Consider the following 17,367-nt stretch of genomic DNA (forward strand, 5'->3'; position numbering starts at 1 on the left):
TTCGTTCGATTGACACGCCCTTCGAAAAGGGCGTTTGGAATCATTATGCCCTTTACGATCGCCATCATCGGCCGGCCCAATGTCGGCAAGTCGACGCTGTTCAACCGGCTGGTCGGGCAGAAGCTCGCGCTGGTGGATGACGAGCCCGGCGTCACCCGCGACCGCCGCGAGGGCAATGCGCGGCTCGGCGATCTCGAATTCACGGTGATCGACACCGCCGGCCTCGACGAGGGCGCCAAGGGCTCGCTCACCGCGCGGATGCAGGAACAGACCGAAGCCGCGATCGGCCTTGCCGACGCGCTGATGTTCGTGATCGATGCGCGCGCAGGGCTGACGCCGAACGATCGCGCCTTTGCCGATTTCGCGCGCCGCGCCAACAAGCCGGTGGTGCTGGTCGCCAACAAGAGCGAGGGCAAGCACGGCGAAGTCGGCGCGATGGAATCCTACGCGCTGGGACTCGGCGACCCCATCCAGATTTCAGCCGAGCACGGCGAAGGCCTGAGCGACCTCTACGATGCGCTACGCGTGCTGATGCCGGAGCCGGTTGAGGAGGGTGAAGAGTTCGACGATGACGACATCATCGTATCGGATGAGGAACTCGCGCAGCGTCCCATCCGCGTCGCCATCGTCGGCCGCCCCAATGCCGGAAAATCCACGCTGATCAATCATCTGCTTGGCGAGGAGCGGCTGTTGACCAGCGCCGAGGCCGGCACCACGCGCGATTCCATTTCGGTGGAGATCACCTGGCAGGGACGCGAGTTCCGCGTGTTCGATACCGCAGGCCTGCGACGGCGCTCGCGGATCGAAGAGAAGCTGGAAAAGCTGTCGGTGGCGGACGCGCTGCGCGCGGTGCGCTTTGCCGAAGTCGTCGTGATGATGATGGACGCGCAGAACCGGTTCGAGGAACAGGACCTGCGGATTGCCGATTTGATCGAGCGCGAGGGGCGGGCGATCGTGCTCGCGGTCAACAAATGGGACTTGATGGAGCGGAAGGGAAATCTGATTTCCGCGCTGCGCACCGATGTCGATCATTGGCTGCCGCAGGTCAAGGGCGCGCCTGTTGTCGCGGTGTCGGGGCTGATGGGCGAGGGCATCGACCGGCTGATGACGGCGATTGAGGAAGCCTATGCGGTGTGGAACAAGCGTGTGCCGACGGCCACGCTCAATCGCTGGTTCGAGCAGGCGGTCGATGCCAACCCGCCGCCCGCGGTCTCGGGCCGCCGGCTGAAGCTGAACTACATTACGCAGGCCAAGGCGCGGCCGCCGAGTTTTATCTTGTTCTGCTCGCGCGCCGACGCCGTTCCACAATCCTATCTGCGCTATCTCATCAACTCGATGCGCGAGGCCTTCGACCTGCCGGGTACGCCGATACGTATCACGCTGCGCGAAAAGGCCAATCCATTCGCACACAAGCGCAAGCGGCCGTCATGAGCGAAGCGGCGTCCGCGCAAGCTGCCGACACGCCGCCGGTACGCAGCGGCGCGGCGGCCTTCATATTCGTTACCATCCTGCTCGACATGCTTGCGCTCGGCCTGATCCTGCCGATCCTGCCCAAGCTTGTGGAAAGCTTCGTCGACAACGATACCGCAACCGCTGCGCGGATCTTCGGACTGTTCGGCACCGCCTGGGCGCTGATGCAGTTCCTGTTCTCGCCAATTCTCGGCGCGCTCTCGGATCGGTTCGGCCGGCGGCCGGTGGTGCTGTTGTCGAATTTCGGATTGGCGCTGGATTACGTGCTGATGGCACTGGCGCCGTCGCTTATCTGGCTGTTCATCGGGCGGGTGATTTCTGGAATCACGTCGGCGAGCATTTCGACTGCCTTTGCCTATATCGCCGACGTGACGCCGCCGGAACGGCGTGCCGCGGTGTTCGGCAAGATCGGCGCAGCCTTCGGCGCCGGGTTCATTCTCGGTCCCGCCATTGGCGGCCTGCTCGGCGGCATGGATCCGCGCCTGCCGTTCTGGGTTGCGGCAGGCTTGAGCTTTGCGAATACGCTCTACGGCTGGCTGATCCTCCCCGAGTCGCTGCCGCTGGAACGCCGCGCGCCGTTCCGCTGGAAAAGCGCCAGCCCGCTCGGCGCGCTGCATCTGCTGCGTTCCAACCGGATTCTGGCCGGGCTGTCGCTGGCGAATTTCTTCGGGCAAGTCGCGCATGTGGTGCTGCCCTCCACCTTCGTGCTCTATGCGACCTACCGATATGGCTGGGATACGACGACCGTCGGCCTGACGCTGGCCTTGGTGGGCGTCTGCGCCATGGTGGTGCAGGGCGCAGGCGTCGGCCCGATCGTCAACCGTCTCGGCGAACGCCGGGCGCTGCTGCTCGGGCTTGCCTGCGGCGCGCTTGGCTTTTTCATTTACGGCGCCGCTCCGACCGGACTGCTGTTCTGGATCGGCATTCCCGTGATGGCGCTGTGGGGCGTGGCGGGGGCCGCGATCCAGGCGCTGACGACGCAACTCGTTGCGCCGGATCAGCAGGGCCAATTGCAGGGGGCGACCAACAGCGTCAACAGCATCGCCCAGATGGTGGGACCGTTCCTGTTCACGCTGACCTTTGCCCATTTCATCAGTGACCAGGCGCCAGTGAAAATGCCGGGTGCACCGTTTTTGCTGGCGGCGGCGTTATTGGGGCTGGGGCTTGTGATCGCGTGGCGCACGCTGGCGGCGACGCCCAAGCGTTGAATAGTAGGGTGGCCAAAAGCGAAGTGTGCCCACCATTCACGATGAAAATCCGTAGAGACGGTGGGCACGGCGCGAAAGCGCCTTTGCCCACCTTACGCTCCCTAGTACGCCGTTACTTCTTCACCAGCGGACACTCGCTAGCTTCGAGCGGCTTGGCGGCGTCTTCCGCCGAGATCGTGGCGATCTGCTTGTAGTAGTCCCACGGTCCCTTCGACTCTTCCGGCTTCTTCACCTCGAACAGATAGGCCGGGATGAGACGGCGGCCGTCGGCACGCAGCGGCCCGTTGCCGAACAGCGGATCGTCGGTCGGCAATTCCTTCATCTTGGCGACGACTTTGGCGCCGTCATGCGGATTGCCGCCCATCGTGTCGAGCGTCTTGAGATAGTGCAGCACGACTGCATAAACCCCGGCTACCGTCATCGAGGGCATCGTGCCTTTCGGTGACACTTTCTGGAAGCGCTTGGACCATTCGCGCGTCTTGTCGTTCAGGTCCCAGTAAAACGATTCCGTGAACGTCAGACCTTGCGCGGTCTTCAAGCCCAACGAGTGAACGTCGTTAATAAAGAGCAGGAGCGCCGCAAGCTTCTGACCGCCCGCAACGATGCCGAATTCGGACGCCTGCTTGATCGCATTGGTGGTGTCGCCACCAGCGTTGGCAAGGCCAACTACCTTTGCCTTCGAGGACTGCGCCTGCAACAGGAACGACGAGAAGTCCGACGTATTCAGCGGATGCCTGACTCCGCCCAGCACCTTGCCGCCGCTGGCGGTGACAACCGCCGAGGTATCGCGTTCCAGCGCGTGTCCGAATGCGTAGTCTGCGGTCAGGAAGAACCAGGAGTCGCCACCGGCCTTGGTCAGCGCCTTGCCGGTTCCGTTGGCTAGCATGTAGGTGTCGTAGGTGAAGGAAATCGTGTTCGGCGTGCAGGCCTTGCCGGTGAGATCGGCTGTGGCAGCGCCCGAATTGAGCAGGACAACGTTCTTGTCCTTGACGAGGTTGCTCACCGCGAGCGCGACGCCGGAGTTTGGTGTGTCGGCGATGACGTCGACCTTGTCGTTGTCGATCCACTGCCTGGCGATGTTGACGCCAACGTCGGGCTTGTTCTGGTGATCGCCACTGACCAGATCGATCTTCCAACCCTTGGCGGCGAGGCCGGAATCTTCAATCGCCATCTTCGCTGCAGCCACCGAATTGGGTCCGCCGATGTCGGCATAGAGGCTCGACATGTCGTTCAGCACGCCGATCTTGACGGTTTTGTCCTGGGCCAGTGCTGGCGTCGCGAGGGCGAGTGCGGCAAGCGCGACGGAAGCGGCGAAGCGCCGCGCAATTCTAGTCGTCATGGTGTTCCTCCAGAAATGGTTGTTCGCCGGCTCTCTTTTCGGAACCTGCCAGCGGTCCTGCGATAGTCCTTCTCGCTGGGACGGGCAATCCACCTATCGTAGCGCGCCCGAGGTCAACTTGAACTTCTGGATCCGCTTACCGGTATCGACCTCGGCGGTATGATCATCGCCGCTCGCAGCCACAGCGGGAATCAAATGGAACCGTCCGGCGCTGGTTACGCCGGGCTTCGAAAACTCATCAGCGTGCGCGTCTTGTAATCGTAAAACTTGCCGGTCTCGTTCCAGTCGGGCGCGCACATCGGCACGATGGATTCGGCGACTTGCTCGGGCGTGTCAAGCGTCATCGGATCCTCACCGGGAAACACCGTGGCGCGCATGCGGGTGCGGATCGGGCCAGGGTTGAAGAGGTTGACGCGCATCTTCGTGCTCGCGGTCTCCTGTGCCCAGACCCGCACCAGGGTTTCGAGTGCGGCCTTCGAGGCGGCATAGGGACCGAGATAGGCGGTCGCCTTGTTGGCGGCGCCCGAGGTGACGAACACCGCACGTCCCGCATCGGATTGCTTCAGCAGCGGCTCCATGCAGCGGATCAGTTGAAAATTTGCGGTGACGTTCACCGCCATTACATCGTTCCAGGGCTTCAGTTCGATATGCCCGAGCGGCGAGGAGGGGCCGGCGACTCCGGCATTGCCGACGAGAATATCGATCTTGCCGTGGCGCTCATGCAGCGCCGCGCCGAGTCGCGCGATGCCGTCGAAATCGGTGAGGTTGAGCGGCACCAGCGTGGCGCTGCCGCCGTCTTTCCGGATCTCGTCGTCGAGCTCTTCGAGTCCGCCTTGCGTGCGCGCGACGGCCACGACATGCGCGCCGGCGCGAGCGAGCGCACGCGCCGTGGCGTAGCCGATGCCGCGTGAGGCGCCGGTGACGAGGGCGATGCGGGAGGCGAGGGGTTTGGTCATGTCGTGCCACTTTCGTCATGCCCGGACTTGTTCCGGGCATCCACGTCTTTGCGGCGGGTATTACAGACGTGGATGGCCGGGACAAGCCCGGCCATGACGGAAAATTACTGGATTATTCGCTGTATGCGCGCTCTCAGCTCGCCTCCGCCAGCAGCGACAATTGCCGGGGCTGCGGCTCGACCTGGGTCTGGTCGGTGAGGTGGGTCGGATAGGCGCCGGTGAAGCAGTGGTCGGAGAATTTCGGATTGGCGGGATCGCGGCCCGGTTCGCCCATGGCGCGGTACATGCCGTCGATCGACAGGAACGCCAGCGAATCCGCGCCGATGATGTCCTTCATCTCCTCGAGCGAGTGGGTCGCGGCGAGAAGGCCGCCACGGTCCGGCAGGTCGATGCCGTAATAGTCGGGATACAGGATCGGCGGCGAGGCGAGGCGGAAATGCACCTCGCGGGCACCGGCATCGCGCATCATGCGGACGATCTTCTTCGACGTGGTGCCGCGCACCAGCGAGTCGTCTATCAGGATGATCCGCTTGCCTTCGATCGCGGCGCGGTTGGCCGAATGCTTCATGCGCACGCCGAGTTCGCGCACGCTCTGGGTCGGCTGGATGAAGGTGCGGCCGACGTAATGGTTTCGGATGATGCCGAGTTCGAACGGCACGCCGGAATGCTGGCTGTAACCGAGGGCGGCAGGCACGCCGGAATCCGGCACGGGCACCACGACGTCGACGTCGACGTGGCTCTCGCGGGCGAGCTGCGCGCCGAAGGCCTTGCGGACCTCGTACACCGAGCGGCCGCCGACGATCGAATCCGGCCGCGAGAAGTAGATATATTCGAAGATGCAGGGCCGCGGCGGTTTCGGCGGGAACGGCTTGTGGCTGTGGGCGCCTTCCTCGTCGAACACGACGATCTCGCCGGGCTCGACATCGCGCACATATTTCGCGCCGATCATGTCGAGCGCGCAGGTTTCCGAGGTCAGGATCGGACAGCCATCGAGATCGCCGAGCACCAGCGGACGGATGCCGAGCGGATCGCGGGCGCCAACCAGCTTCTTGTTGGTCAGCGACACCAGCGAATAGGCGCCCTCGATCGCGCGCAGCGCTTCGATGAAACGGTCGATGAAGCGGCCGCGCTTGGACTGCGCTACCAGATGCAGGATCACTTCGGTGTCAGTGGTCGACTGCATCATGGCGCCGTTCTTCACCAACTCGCGGCGGAGCGACAGCCCGTTGGTGAGATTGCCGTTGTGGCCGACCGCGAAACCACCGGCATTGAGCTCGGCGAACAATGGCTGCACGTTGCGCAGGATGGTCGCGCCGGTCGTGGAATAGCGGACATGGCCGACCGCCACGATGCCGGGCAGGCGTTCGATCACTTCGCGGCGGGAGAAGGTATCGCCGACGAGACCGAGGCGGCGCTCGGAGTGGAAGCGGCTGCCGTCGAAGGAGACAATGCCGGCGGCTTCCTGGCCGCGATGCTGGAGGGCGTGTAGTCCGAGGGCGGTAATCGCGGCGGCCTCGGGGTGGCCGAAGATGCCGAACACGCCGCATTCCTCGCGTAGCGTGTCGCCTTCGAGATCGTCCTGCAACTCGATGCCAAGATTTAAATCAGGATTCAGATCGAGTTGGCCGGCGGGATCGGAAGGTTTTTGCATCGCGTCCATCGCCTCTCTCTATTTTGGCCAGAATTACCGGTCCGCGGGTTTCTCGATCAGCTTTTTAAGGCTGTCGCGGGCAGGTTTGCTGTAGCCATCGCCGGACGCAGGGGCTACCTGGCCGGCGTCAGTTTGATCGTCTTCCGGTTTATTCTTCTTGAATCTCTTTAAGATGGTGTTCTCGGGGTCGTCAGGCAAGAGCGACATTAACCAATCCCCGGTTCCCTGCAGGACCACCCGGGACTTCGCACCGGTGATCCAGTCCGGCCGCTGCTTGTCCGGGACCAGCCAGCTGAAGAACAGGAAGGCGACCACCACGATCAGGAGGCCGCGGCCGAGCCCGAACAGGAATCCGAGGGTGCGATCAAGCGCGCCGATCCGCGAATCGAGGATCATGTCGGATATCCGCACCGTGACGATGGACACCACGATCAGGGTACCGATGAAGGTGCCCGCTACCACCACCACGGCCGCGACTGTGTCGTTATTGAAATAAGTCTTTGCTGTCGGCAGCAGCTTCGAGAAGGCATACAGCGTCACCAGCGCCGCCGCGCCCCATGCTGCGATCGACAGGATTTCGCGCATGAAGCCGCGCACCATGGCGAGCAGCCCCGAAATCAGCATTACTCCGAGCAGGACGAGATCGAGTATCGTTATCGGCATCGGCTGGTCAGGTCCGCTCGTAAGTTCTCAAGCAGCGAATCGGCGGGTCAGGATCACCCCAAGTGAGGGGCAGACGGCGCATCCCGCAAGGCCGGATATCGCACCATCCCGCCCGCCTTTCGCGCGCGTTGTATAGCGGCGAGGGCGGTGCGCGTCACGCCGCTTTAGCTGTTTTCACGACGGAATCGCGCCGGTGTGGCATTTTTCTCTGCCGCACCCTCGCGACTGGCTTCCCGGTTGCCGGCCCCGGTGTTTCTTGGGCTGCCACGTGCCGCGATATCGGCGACCAGGCTGGTCAAGCCGCCGATGCTGTTCAGTGCAAGCCCGCCATCGGAGCCGACCTCGCCGCGGGCCGATTCGGGCAGAACCGCACGCCCAAATCCCAGTTTTGCGGCCTCCTTCAATCGGGCGGAGGTCTGCGCCACCGGCCGGACCGCGCCCGAGAGCGAAATCTCGCCGAAAAAGACCGCATCTGTCGGTAACGGAGCGTTCACCAAGGACGACACCAGAGCGGCCGCCGCCGCGAGGTCGGCCGCGGGCTCCTGGATCCGCAGCCCCCCCGCCACGTTCAGATAGACGTCGTAGCCGGACAGTTTGACCCCGCAATGGGCTTCCAGCACCGCCAGCACCATCGAGAGCCGGCTCGGGTCCCAGCCCACCACGGCCCGCCTGGGGGTGCCGAGCGTGGTCGGCGCCACCAAGGCCTGTAATTCCACCAGCACCGGGCGGGTGCCCTCGATCCCGGCAAATACCGCCGTGCCCGGGCTACCCAGGTCTCGTTCAGAAAGGAACAATTCCGAGGGGTTGGAGACCTCGCGGAGGCCCAAGCCCGTCATCTCGAACACGCCGATTTCATCGGTCGGGCCGAAGCGGTTCTTGACCGCGCGCAGGATGCGGAATTGCTGCGAGCCTTCGCCCTCGAACGACAGCACCGCGTCGACCATGTGCTCGACCACGCGGGGGCCCGCGATCTGGCCGTCCTTGGTGACGTGTCCGACCAGGATGATCGCAGCACCGGATTTCTTGGCGAACCGAATCAGCGCCTGCGCCGAGGCGCGGACCTGCGTTACCGTTCCCGGTGCGGATTCCACCGTGTCGGTCCACATGGTCTGGATCGAATCGATCACGATCAGGCGCGGCACCGCGCCCTCCGACAGCGTCGAGACGATGTCCTCGACCGACGTTTCGGCGGCGAGCTGCACCGGCGCGTCCGCCAACCCCAGCCGCTCGGCGCGCAGCCGCACCTGCGCCACAGCCTCTTCGCCTGAAATGTAAACCACGCGATGGCCGGCGCGGGCCATCAGGCTGGTTGCCTGCGTGAGCAGCGTCGACTTGCCGATACCGGGATCGCCGCCGACCAAAAGCACTGAGCCGCGGACAAACCCGCCGCCGGTGACGCGATCGAGCTCCGTCATGCCGGAGGACAGGCGAGGGGCGTCCTGGGTCTTGCCGGTCAGCGATTCCAGCTTGAACGTCCGGCCCTTGCGTTTGGAGCGGATCGATACCGGCATCGAGGTCGCGCCGGTCGTGTCCTCCTCGGCCAGCGTATTCCATTCGCCGCAGGAATCGCACTTGCCCTGCCAGCGGTTATACGCCGCGCCGCAGTTCTGGCAGACGAAGGAGAGGGTGGATTTGGCCATCAAATGTGAGTCGCTGCTTCCTGTCGAACACCGTGCATAACACGGTTAGGCCCGGAAGCACGAACGCGCAGCATCGAACGCGGTGACGCCGACCCTAAAGCGCGCTTCGGTGGGACTGCCTTTGTCAGAGAGCGACAGGCATGAGCGAGCCGGTGAACAGGACCGGACCCGACGGCTGCCCCGTCGTCGAGCCGTCCCTTGGCTCCAGGCTGACGGCGAGCGCCGCTTGGGCCAGCGCTTCGGCAGTGGCGTGCGGCAGCACGAGAGCCGTCGTTGTGCCGGGGCGCTCACTCGGGAAAAGGCCAAGCGAGCGGCGCGTGCCGTCCGGGGACACCAGCCAGACCTCAAGCACATTGCTGTTGAAATCACGGGGCGGCGTGAGGTTGAGCCGCAGCACCAGCCGTCCGTCGGCAACGTCGAGATCCGCCGTCATCATCGGACGCTGATCCTTGTCGAGCAGCACCGCCACGTGCGTGGGCGGCGAGGCTACCAGGCCCTTCGTTGTGTCCTCGATGCGTGCAAGCCGCTTGTCGAGCGCCGCAATCTGCTCCGGTGCAACACTCTGCGGGAGCGAAACGACGTAGAGGAGCAAGGCCGCCGCCGTAGCTGCGGCCAAGGCAGCCGCGCCGCGCCAGAAGCCGACGCTGTCCCACAGCCGATCGAACCAGCCTTCGCGTACCGGTGCTGCCGGTGCACGTGCCAGCGCGATCTGCCGGGCAATCTCGTCCCAGACATGCGCAGCCGGCTCCTCGGCCGGGACCGACTCGGCGAGGGGATTAAGCCTCTGTTCCCAGCGTTCCACGAGATCGCGCAGGTCGCGGTCGCCGGACAACAGCCGCTCGAAACGGCGGCGCTCGGCGCCGCTCAGCGTGCCGAGTACGTATTCGGCCGCCAGTAGGTCACGCGTTTCCGGTTCGACGTAGTTCATCGTTCCAAACACCCCCTGAGCCGGATCAGGCTTCGCCGAACCCAACTCTTCACGGTGCCGAGCGGCACGCCCACATGGGCTGCCACCTCCTGGTACGTCATACCCTCATAATATATCAGCTTGAGGGTATTGCGCGGCCCCTCCTCGAGTTTGTCAAGGCAGTCCTGCAGGCGGCGGGCATCGCGACTAAGCACCGCCTGATCGGCCGGATGCGATGCCGGGTCCTCGCGGTCCTCAATCGGTGCATCATCGAGTGGCGCCTCGCGCCCGCGCCGTCGTATGACATCGATGCACCGGTTCCGGACGATGCGGGCGAGCCAGGCCATCGCAGCACCGCGACTGGGATCGAAGGTGTGCGCGTTGCGCCAAACGAGAACAAAGCAGTCCTGTATGATTTCCTCGGCTGTTTCACGACTCCTGAGAATACGCAGAGCGAGTCCGAATAGTTGCGGTGCCGTTCCCTTATAGAGGCTATGCAGGGCAGTCTGATCGCCGCTGGCACAGGCCTGCAGCAGGGTCTCGGGACTCTGCGTCGTCTCCGCATCTGGGGCTGCCGGTCGGATGGATCGGCTGATCACCCGCTCATCAGAGCTCGACACGAAGCTGACCGTCTTGATTTCCGGCATTTCGACTCGTCGGATTCTTCTGCGCGAGGTCACATGCGACGGCATCTGCTTGTTCGCCCCTGTCGCCTGACCACACCGCGCCCGCAGCGGGCGGTTGGCAACGACTGCGCGGGTATTGTGCGTAGTCGACAGCAAGGTAGCGAGCGCGCCTGCTCTCATCGCCTTTAACCTTAGCACCAACCCGACGGACACTTAAGCCAACAAGTTGATCGTACACGACGCGGTTCCACGGATGTGCGTGACAGGTTCCACGGGCGTGCGTGAAAGTTGGGCCCGCGCATCTCCAACTATCGGACAGCACGAGGCTGGCTCGGCAGTCACGCGTACCGCAACGCTTCGATCGGATCGAGCCGCGACGCACGCAGCGCCGGAAACCAGCCGAAGAACACGCCGACGAATCCGGAAAACAGCACTGCCAGCACGATCCATTCCGGCTCAATCAGCAGGGGCCACTGGGCTAGGCTCGCGATTGCGCAGGCGGCGAGGATCCCGGTCAGAATGCCGATGGCGCCGCCAATGAGCGACAACGCGATTGCCTCGAACATGAATTGTTTCAGGATATCACGTGGACGCGCGCCGATCGCGAGCCGCAGCCCGATCTCGCGCGTGCGCTCGGTCACCGACACCAGCATGATGTTCATGATGCCAATGCCGCCCACCGCGAGCGAGACCCCGGCGACGATCGCGAGCAGCAAGGCAAGCGTGCCCACGCTTTCTTCCTGCGTCGCCGCAATGTCGGCGAGGTTGCGGACCGTGAAGTCGTCGTCCTGCATCGGCTGCCGACGGTGACGCTGGCGTAGCAGCATCTTCACGTCGCTCTCCGCCGCGGCGAGGCTCTCCCCCTCGCGCACTTTGAGATAGAAAGAGTCGACCGAGCGCGAATTGGCTGCATTGCGGCCGATCACCCGCTGGCGCGCCGTGTTGAGCGGCAGGAGCACGACATCATCCTGGTCGTGGCCCCAGGCGGATTGGCCCTTTCTTGCCATCACGCCGATCACGCGGAACGGCACGTTGCGCACCCGCAACTCCTGCCCGACCGGATCGAGCCCGCCATAGAGCGCGCGCGCCACGGACTGCCCAATCAATGCCACCTGCGCCCCGCGGGCGATCTCGTCCGGCGCGAACAGTCGACCCGATTCCACGTCCCAGTCGCGCGCCTCGAACAGGCCAAGATCGACGCCGTAGACCAGACTCGACCAGTTGACGCCGGCAGCGATCAGTTGGGCATTTTCGCGAACGAATGGCGCGGCTACCTGCAGCAACGGCACTTCCCGCACGGCCGCCGCTGCATCCTCGTCAGTCAATGAGGAAGCGGAGCCTGAGCCGAGGCCCACGCCGGATTTGGTGATGCTGCCCGGCATGACCACGAGCAGGTTGGCGCCGAGGCTGCGGAACTGCGCCGCGACCTGCTCGCGTCCACCGCTGCCGACCGCCACCATCGCTATCACGGCTGCAACGCCGATGATGATGCCAAGTATCGTCAGGGAGCTGCGCAGCTTGTGCAGCCGCAGCGCGTCGAGCGCTGAGATGACCGCATCAGCAAACGTCATGCTGCCGTCTCCGCGAAGTCTGGCATGATCTCGACCGGGCTTGCGACCAGCTTGGCGGCAGCGTCGTCCGGGCGCTGTGGTCTGTCACTCAGCACGCGACCGTCGCGGAAACGCACGAGGCGCGACGCAAACCGCGCCACCTCGGGTTCGTGGGTGACGACGACAACGGTCGTCCCTTCATTGTTCAGTTCCTGGAACAGCGCCATCAGCTCGAGCGAGGTGCGGCTGTCGAGCGCACCGGTCGGCTCATCGGCGAGCAATAGCCTTGGTGTGTTGACGAGTGCGCGGGCGATGGCGACGCGCTGTTGCTGCCCCCCCGAGAGCTGTGTCGGCTGATGATACAGGCGCTCGGCGAGGCCAACGCGGGTGAGTGCGGCCGCGGCTTTGTCGCGTCGTCGCCTGCGCTCCTCTCCGGCGTAAATCGTCGCCAGTTCCACGTTTCCAAGCGCATCAAGACGCTCAAGCAGGTTGAACTGCTGAAACACGAAGCCGATCTTGCGGTTGCGCACGGCAGCGAGCGCATCGCGACTCATCGCCGACACTTCCTCGCCGTCGAGGCGGTAGCGGCCGGAGGTCGGCCGGTCGAGGCAGCCGATCAGGTTCATGAACGTTGACTTTCCCGAGCCCGACGGACCCATGATGGCGGTGAATTCGCCGGCCGCGACCGAAAGCGTCACCTCGCGCAGCGCATGCACGGCTTCGTCGCCGAGCCGATAGACGCGGGTGAGCTGCTCGGTCTCGATGAGCGACATGGTGTCCTCTCTACAAGCTGCCGGGTGGCGTGGTCTTCGCCTCGGCGGTGCGCGGTCCGCCGCCGATGATCACCTCGCGGCCGGGCTCGAGGCCCGATACGATCTCGGTTGATGCTCCTTCGGTTGCGCCGATGCGGACCGTGACCCCTTGCGGCTTGCCGTCCGGCCCGACCACGAAGACCCGCCCAGGCTGCGTGGCCCGATTGCGTTCGACGAGGGCGGCATTCGGCTCGCCGGACAGATTGCTTCCTTGAGACTGCGAAACCTGTGCGCCGGAAACGTCGCTGGTCGTCGGGGGACGCCAGCGCAAGGCGGCACTCGGGACCTGCACGGCCCCGTCGCGCCGGTCGGTTTCGATCCGCAGCGTGGCGGTCATTCCCGGCAGCAGCTCGAGACGCGGATTCTCGATCGAGACGATTGCCGTGTAGATCACCACGTTCTGTATGGTCTGCGACCCCAACCGCACCTGCTTGACGGTTCCCTCGAAGGTTCGCCCGGGAAAGGCGCCTACCGTGAATGTCGCGCGCTGGCCCGGCTTGATACGGCCGACGTCGGCCTCGTCTATATTGGCGGATATCTCCATTTGGCGAAGATCGTCCGCTACCAGGAACAAGGTCGGCGACTGCAGCGCGGCCGCGACGGTCTGACCAAGCTCGACCTGACGCTGAACCACGACGCCGGAAACCGGCGAGCGGATCTCCGTGTTCCGGAGATCGACCTCGATCTGTCTGACCGTGGCCTCGCGCGCGGCGACCTGCGCGGCCGCGGCTGCAAGCTGCGCCTCTGCCACGCGCTGATCGGCTTGGAGGCCAACGAGCTGCGCCTTGGCGGATTTGAGCTGCGCTTTCACCGAGTCGAGGCTCGCACGCTGGGCATCGCGTGTCGTCCGGGCCGCATCGAGCATCGCCTCAGCGGTGACGCCGCGCGCACGCAGCTCGCTCTGACGCTGGTAAGTGCGCTCGGCGTCGGCGAGCAGCGCCCCGTTGCGAGCGATCTGCGCTTCGATCTCTGCCTCGGCAGCTCGGGCCTTTTCCGTGTCCGCGCGCACGCGCTCGATCTGCGCTTTCTGCACCAGCTTCTTGGCGCGGGCCTGCTCGAGATCGGCGCGCGCCGCATCGAGCTTGGCGAGGATCTGGTCTGAATTGAGCCGCGCCACCACTTGCCCCGCCTTCACATTGGAATTGTAGTCGGCAAGGAGTTCGACGACCTGGCCCGAGAGCTGCGAGCCGACGATAACTGTCGTGGTTGGATTGATGGTGCCGCTCGCGCTTACCGTGGCAACGATTTCGCCTTCGTTTGCCTTGGCGAGTCGGTAGGACGGCTGGGCCGGCGCACCGCTCCAGTGCGGAAAGAAATGGAAAGTGCCCGCGGTGGCAGCGGCGATGGCAAGCAGGGTGATCAGCAGGCGGCGCATCTGTGACGATCCCCCTCCATTTCTCCAGTTGAGTGCCGCGTGACGCGTGATAGGTCGCGATTGGCAACGGCGGCAGAGGCCGACCGGCGGCGGACGGCCTCTGCGTCTTGCTGCAAGCAATCAGAGCGGTACGTAATACAGAGGCACTGCCCTCCAGCTAAACCAGTGCGCCGACGCGCTATCGACGGCGGACACGGTCGCCAGAGCCAGGACGGCCACGGCGAGTGCGATGCGGAACTTATCCGGCATGATGCTCTCCTGTTTTCGCTCACGTGAGCGACGTTAGGTTGCTGTCATCGGAGCGGCGTGATTGTCGCTCCTGTCTGCCGGTACGAATTCAGGGTACGGTTCGGATGCAGGCCTCGCGCATTTGTGAGCTGGTTGCAGGTAGAGCATGATCCGGACCCGGAGGGCCGCGTTAGCGCAAAGTGGAAACCGGTTTTCCCTTAGCTAACAAACGCGAAGCGTTTGCTCGGAGATCACGCTCGAACAATGCGATGAGATCATGATGCGATTCCATGTAATCGCATCATGATCTACATGGTCTACGCAAGATCGCCTCGCCGCGGTAACCACGCGCGCTATTGCTGCTATTTTTGGAACGGCGTCGCGACGGCTTCGTCCGGCCGCAAGCTTCGCGATGGTCGCGTCTGGCGACACCTGCAGAGGCCGCCCGGCGGCGGGCGGCCTCTGCGTCTCGCTGCAAGCACTCAGTACGGTATGCCGTACAGAGGCACTGCGAACCAGCTCCAGTTAAGTATGCCCGCCGACGCGCTATCGACGGCGGACACGGTCGCCAGAGCCAGGACGGCCATGGCGAGTGCAGTGCGGAACTTGTCCGGCATGATGCTCTCCTGTTTCGCTCATGCGAGCGACGTTAGGTTGCTGTCATCGGAGCGGCGTGATTGTCGCTCCTGTCTGCCGGTACGAATTCAGGGTACGGTTCGGATGCAGGCCTCGCACATTCGTGAGGATGCACCCGTCGCGCGCTTCAGGACCATCAGCAAGCGACGTTGGCACATGTCCAGATGCCGACCGGTTGCTCGAGACCGCGAATGATCTGTGCCGGCTGCTCGACGAGCAACGCGAAGTCGGCGCTTGAATGGCTCGATTCCGCCCGGGCCTGCCGCACCAGCGCGTCGCTGACCACGATGGCGCATCCGAATTCGCGGGTAAGCGCCTCGAGCCGGCTCGCCGCATTCACGGTGGTGCCGATCACAGCGAATTCGAGCCGGTTGAGGCCGATATCCCCGAGCACGACCTGACCATAGTGCAATCCGACACTGACCTGGATCGGCGGTTCGGTGCGATTGCTTCGTTCTCTGTTCAACTCGGCGATGGAGCCGATCATAGCCCTGGCGCAACGCAAGGCATTCAACGCATCGGAATCGCCGGCGAACGGCGTGCCGAACGTCGCCATAAGGCCATCGCCGAGGTACTTGTCGAGCGTTCCGCCGTGCTGAAACACCTCTCTTTCCATTCGTTCGTGGAATTGTCGCAGTGTATCGATGACCTCCTTCGGGTCTCGTCTATCGGCGTAAGCAGTGAATCCCACGATATCGGCAAACAACACCGCGACGTCCTGTGTGCGAACCCGCGTGAGCGGCTCGTCATTGCCGGACAATTCATTGACGACGTTGGGTGAGAAATAACGCGCCAGGTTGGCGCGTTCGCGTTCGATCCCGGCGTGGCTGATCAGAAGCGCATTCGAACGGCGCACCATCAGCGCCAGGATCGCGGCGACGATGATGAACACGGTGACCTGCTGGAAGCGCGCGCCGAAGCCGATCGACGAGGGATCGATGATCTCGAACATGCGAATATCAGCGCCGACTGCTTCCCTGACGCGCTCCGACAGCGCGGCATGGCTTTCCGGCTGCAGGTACGACCAACCGACCGCGATGGCCCACAGGGCCGAGGTCCAGAAGCCAATCGCGATCACCGTTCGCCACGAATAGGCGAGGGTGGCGGTGGCAAGGAAGATGAAGAAGTAGATGAAGCTGTCGAACCGGAATTGCATTCCGATCGGCCAGTGAACGCTGCTCCATGGATTGGGTACGACGCTGAGGAAGGTCAGCAGCGCGAGGTCGCAAAATATCAGGAAAAGTTCGGGACGCGAACGGCCCACCTTGCCGACCTTGAGTTGGGCCCATCCGATCAGCGCAAAGAAGCCCAGCATCAGGACGTAATAGATCACGTCCCAGTTCGGGTTGATGATCGGCAGGGTAACGGCAGTGACTGCCAGCGCGACCCAGCGGGCCCGGACGGCGAGCAGCAGTCCATCACGCTTGCTGTCGGCAAGGGCGGCTTCGGCGAATTTCAGGGTGTCCTGCCGGGCGTCGGCTCGCCCGGCCGTTTCGCTCCGGAGATTTGTGATATCAGCCGCTTCCGCCAATGCGCTCAAGACACTCGTCCCCAAACTAAATGTATCGGATGATGCACTATGCCACGGCACCCGATGCCGTTCGCGCTGACATGATACCACCGGAGGGCGTGCGCCCCTAGCCATTGAAAAAGCGAAGGGCGAAGCGTTCGACGTCTGACCAGGAATGCGCCAGATGCACGGCTCCAGCATCGCGCAGCTTGAGATCATGGCCTTCGCGAATGTGGCTGGCTGCGCACAGGCCGACGACGGTCATCCCGGCGGCAACGGCCGCCCTGATCCCACCTGCGCTGTCTTCAATCACAAGACACTGATTCGGGCGCACGCCCAATTTGCTTGCGGCGAACAGAAAAATGTCCGGGTGCGGCTTTCCTCGCGCGACCATATCCGCGCTAAAGACGTGACTGCCGAATTCCGCTTCCAAGGCCAACAGCGAAAGGCACAGCTGCAGGCGATCAATCGAACTGGAGGAGGCAATGCACCGGGGGACGTGGCCAAAACGCCTGATGAAATCTGTCGCCCCGCTCACTTCCTTCAAATCTGTTCGGAACCGGTCCAGCGTCGCAAGCTTGAGCTGGCCGGAAAAATCGGAAGGCAGCGGCCGTCCGATCGCCGCTTCGATCTCCGCCACGGCTTCGTCCCATCTCCGTCCGGAATAGCGGGTGAGCGCCTCGTCAAGCGTTGTTGAATGACCGAGCTTGGTGACAGTTTCCGCCAGAACAGTATTGGCAATCGCTTCGCTGTCGGCGATGACGCCGTCGAAGTCAAAAATCAGTGCGCCCACTAT

At 63.9% G+C, this 17,367-nt stretch carries 15 protein-coding genes; 2 read left to right on the top strand and 13 right to left on the bottom strand.

The annotated features are described in order from the left end of the window. Positions 1-45 precede the first annotated feature (45 nt). Together der and V1279_RS12495 are read left to right on the top strand one after the other, a co-directional pair. Positions 46-1,431: a ribosome biogenesis GTPase Der gene (gene der / locus V1279_RS12490; RefSeq protein WP_334435991.1), complete on the top strand. Its 1,386-nt coding sequence runs from the start codon at positions 46-48 to the stop codon at positions 1,429-1,431. After that, on the top strand, positions 1,428-2,678 hold the full coding sequence (locus V1279_RS12495; RefSeq protein ID WP_334435994.1) for a TCR/Tet family MFS transporter: 1,251 nt from the start codon (positions 1,428-1,430) through the stop codon (positions 2,676-2,678). Before der ends, V1279_RS12495 begins: the two co-directional genes overlap by 4 nt. A 112-nt stretch (positions 2,679-2,790) precedes the next feature. Here V1279_RS12495 and V1279_RS12500 read toward each other — a convergent pair whose 3' ends face one another. From V1279_RS12500 to V1279_RS12560, 13 genes are all read right to left on the bottom strand, one after another. Beyond that, on the bottom strand, positions 2,791-4,017 hold the full coding sequence (locus tag V1279_RS12500; protein ID WP_334435997.1) for an ABC transporter substrate-binding protein: 1,227 nt from the start codon (positions 4,015-4,017) through the stop codon (positions 2,791-2,793). A 215-nt stretch (positions 4,018-4,232) separates the two neighbouring features. Next, positions 4,233-4,973, bottom strand: a complete 741-nt coding sequence (locus V1279_RS12505; RefSeq protein WP_334436000.1) for an SDR family NAD(P)-dependent oxidoreductase — start codon at positions 4,971-4,973, stop codon at positions 4,233-4,235. Positions 4,974-5,106: 133 nt separating this feature from the next. Then, a complete protein-coding gene (gene purF, locus V1279_RS12510) occupies positions 5,107-6,633 on the bottom strand; it encodes an amidophosphoribosyltransferase (RefSeq protein ID WP_442894760.1) in 1,527 nt (508 codons plus the stop codon). Between the two features lie 24 nt (positions 6,634-6,657). Further along, positions 6,658-7,287, bottom strand: coding sequence for a CvpA family protein (locus tag V1279_RS12515; protein WP_334436002.1), 630 nt, complete (start codon positions 7,285-7,287; stop codon positions 6,658-6,660). 164 nt (positions 7,288-7,451) lie between these two features. After that, entirely contained in the window at positions 7,452-8,927 is a 1,476-nt protein-coding gene (radA, locus tag V1279_RS12520) for a DNA repair protein RadA (protein ID WP_334436004.1), read from the bottom strand. A 124-nt stretch (positions 8,928-9,051) separates the two neighbouring features. Then, the gene (locus V1279_RS12525; RefSeq protein WP_334436006.1) at positions 9,052-9,855 is read right to left on the bottom strand and encodes an anti-sigma factor; all 804 of its coding nucleotides are present in this window, start codon (positions 9,853-9,855) and stop codon (positions 9,052-9,054) included. Further along, a complete protein-coding gene (locus V1279_RS12530) occupies positions 9,852-10,481 on the bottom strand; it encodes an RNA polymerase sigma factor (protein WP_334436009.1) in 630 nt (209 codons plus the stop codon). The genes V1279_RS12525 and V1279_RS12530 overlap by 4 nt, the downstream gene beginning before the upstream one ends. A 317-nt stretch (positions 10,482-10,798) precedes the next feature. Continuing rightward, positions 10,799-12,031 carry an ABC transporter permease gene (locus V1279_RS12535; RefSeq protein WP_334436012.1) on the bottom strand — a complete coding sequence of 411 codons (1,233 nt, stop codon included), beginning with the start codon at positions 12,029-12,031 and terminating at the stop codon, positions 10,799-10,801. Beyond that, positions 12,028-12,783: an ABC transporter ATP-binding protein gene (locus tag V1279_RS12540; RefSeq protein WP_334436015.1), complete on the bottom strand. Its 756-nt coding sequence runs from the start codon at positions 12,781-12,783 to the stop codon at positions 12,028-12,030. The genes V1279_RS12535 and V1279_RS12540 overlap by 4 nt, the downstream gene beginning before the upstream one ends. Positions 12,784-12,793: 10 nt before the next feature. Then, positions 12,794-14,197, bottom strand: coding sequence for an efflux RND transporter periplasmic adaptor subunit (locus tag V1279_RS12545; protein ID WP_334436017.1), 1,404 nt, complete (start codon positions 14,195-14,197; stop codon positions 12,794-12,796). A 710-nt stretch (positions 14,198-14,907) separates the two neighbouring features. Further along, positions 14,908-15,042 (bottom strand): hypothetical protein, encoded by a 135-nt coding sequence (locus tag V1279_RS12550; protein WP_334436019.1) that lies wholly within the window; start codon positions 15,040-15,042, stop codon positions 14,908-14,910. 155 nt (positions 15,043-15,197) lie between these two features. Then, complete coding sequence (locus tag V1279_RS12555; RefSeq protein ID WP_334436021.1) at positions 15,198-16,601, bottom strand: adenylate/guanylate cyclase domain-containing protein; 1,404 nt, start codon at positions 16,599-16,601, stop codon at positions 15,198-15,200. A gap of 97 nt (positions 16,602-16,698) precedes the next feature. Continuing rightward, positions 16,699-17,364: an HAD family hydrolase gene (locus tag V1279_RS12560; protein WP_334436024.1), complete on the bottom strand. Its 666-nt coding sequence runs from the start codon at positions 17,362-17,364 to the stop codon at positions 16,699-16,701. Positions 17,365-17,367: the final 3 nt, after the last annotated feature.

Origin of the sequence: Bradyrhizobium sp. AZCC 1610, assembly GCF_036924515.1 — a bacterium.
In the GTDB taxonomy this organism is placed as follows: Bacteria; Pseudomonadota; Alphaproteobacteria; order Rhizobiales; family Xanthobacteraceae; genus Bradyrhizobium.

Bases quoted from the DNA above. Each gene is read 5' to 3' on its own strand.
- der (WP_334435991.1), top strand. From the start codon at position 46: ATGCCCTTTACGATCGCCATCATCGGCCGGCCCAATGTCGGCAAGTCG.
- V1279_RS12495 (WP_334435994.1), top strand. From the start codon at position 1,428: ATGAGCGAAGCGGCGTCCGCGCAAGCTGCCGACACGCCGCCGGTACGC.
- V1279_RS12500 (WP_334435997.1), bottom strand. From the start codon at position 4,017: ATGACGACTAGAATTGCGCGGCGCTTCGCCGCTTCCGTCGCGCTTGCC.
- V1279_RS12505 (WP_334436000.1), bottom strand. From the start codon at position 4,973: ATGACCAAACCCCTCGCCTCCCGCATCGCCCTCGTCACCGGCGCCTCA.
- purF (WP_442894760.1), bottom strand. From the start codon at position 6,633: ATGGACGCGATGCAAAAACCTTCCGATCCCGCCGGCCAACTCGATCTG.
- V1279_RS12515 (WP_334436002.1), bottom strand. From the start codon at position 7,287: ATGCCGATAACGATACTCGATCTCGTCCTGCTCGGAGTAATGCTGATT.
- radA (WP_334436004.1), bottom strand. From the start codon at position 8,927: ATGGCCAAATCCACCCTCTCCTTCGTCTGCCAGAACTGCGGCGCGGCG.
- V1279_RS12525 (WP_334436006.1), bottom strand. From the start codon at position 9,855: ATGAACTACGTCGAACCGGAAACGCGTGACCTACTGGCGGCCGAATAC.
- V1279_RS12530 (WP_334436009.1), bottom strand. From the start codon at position 10,481: ATGCCGGAAATCAAGACGGTCAGCTTCGTGTCGAGCTCTGATGAGCGG.
- V1279_RS12535 (WP_334436012.1), bottom strand. From the start codon at position 12,031: ATGACGTTTGCTGATGCGGTCATCTCAGCGCTCGACGCGCTGCGGCTG.
- V1279_RS12540 (WP_334436015.1), bottom strand. From the start codon at position 12,783: ATGTCGCTCATCGAGACCGAGCAGCTCACCCGCGTCTATCGGCTCGGC.
- V1279_RS12545 (WP_334436017.1), bottom strand. From the start codon at position 14,197: ATGCGCCGCCTGCTGATCACCCTGCTTGCCATCGCCGCTGCCACCGCG.
- V1279_RS12550 (WP_334436019.1), bottom strand. From the start codon at position 15,042: ATGCCGGACAAGTTCCGCACTGCACTCGCCATGGCCGTCCTGGCTCTG.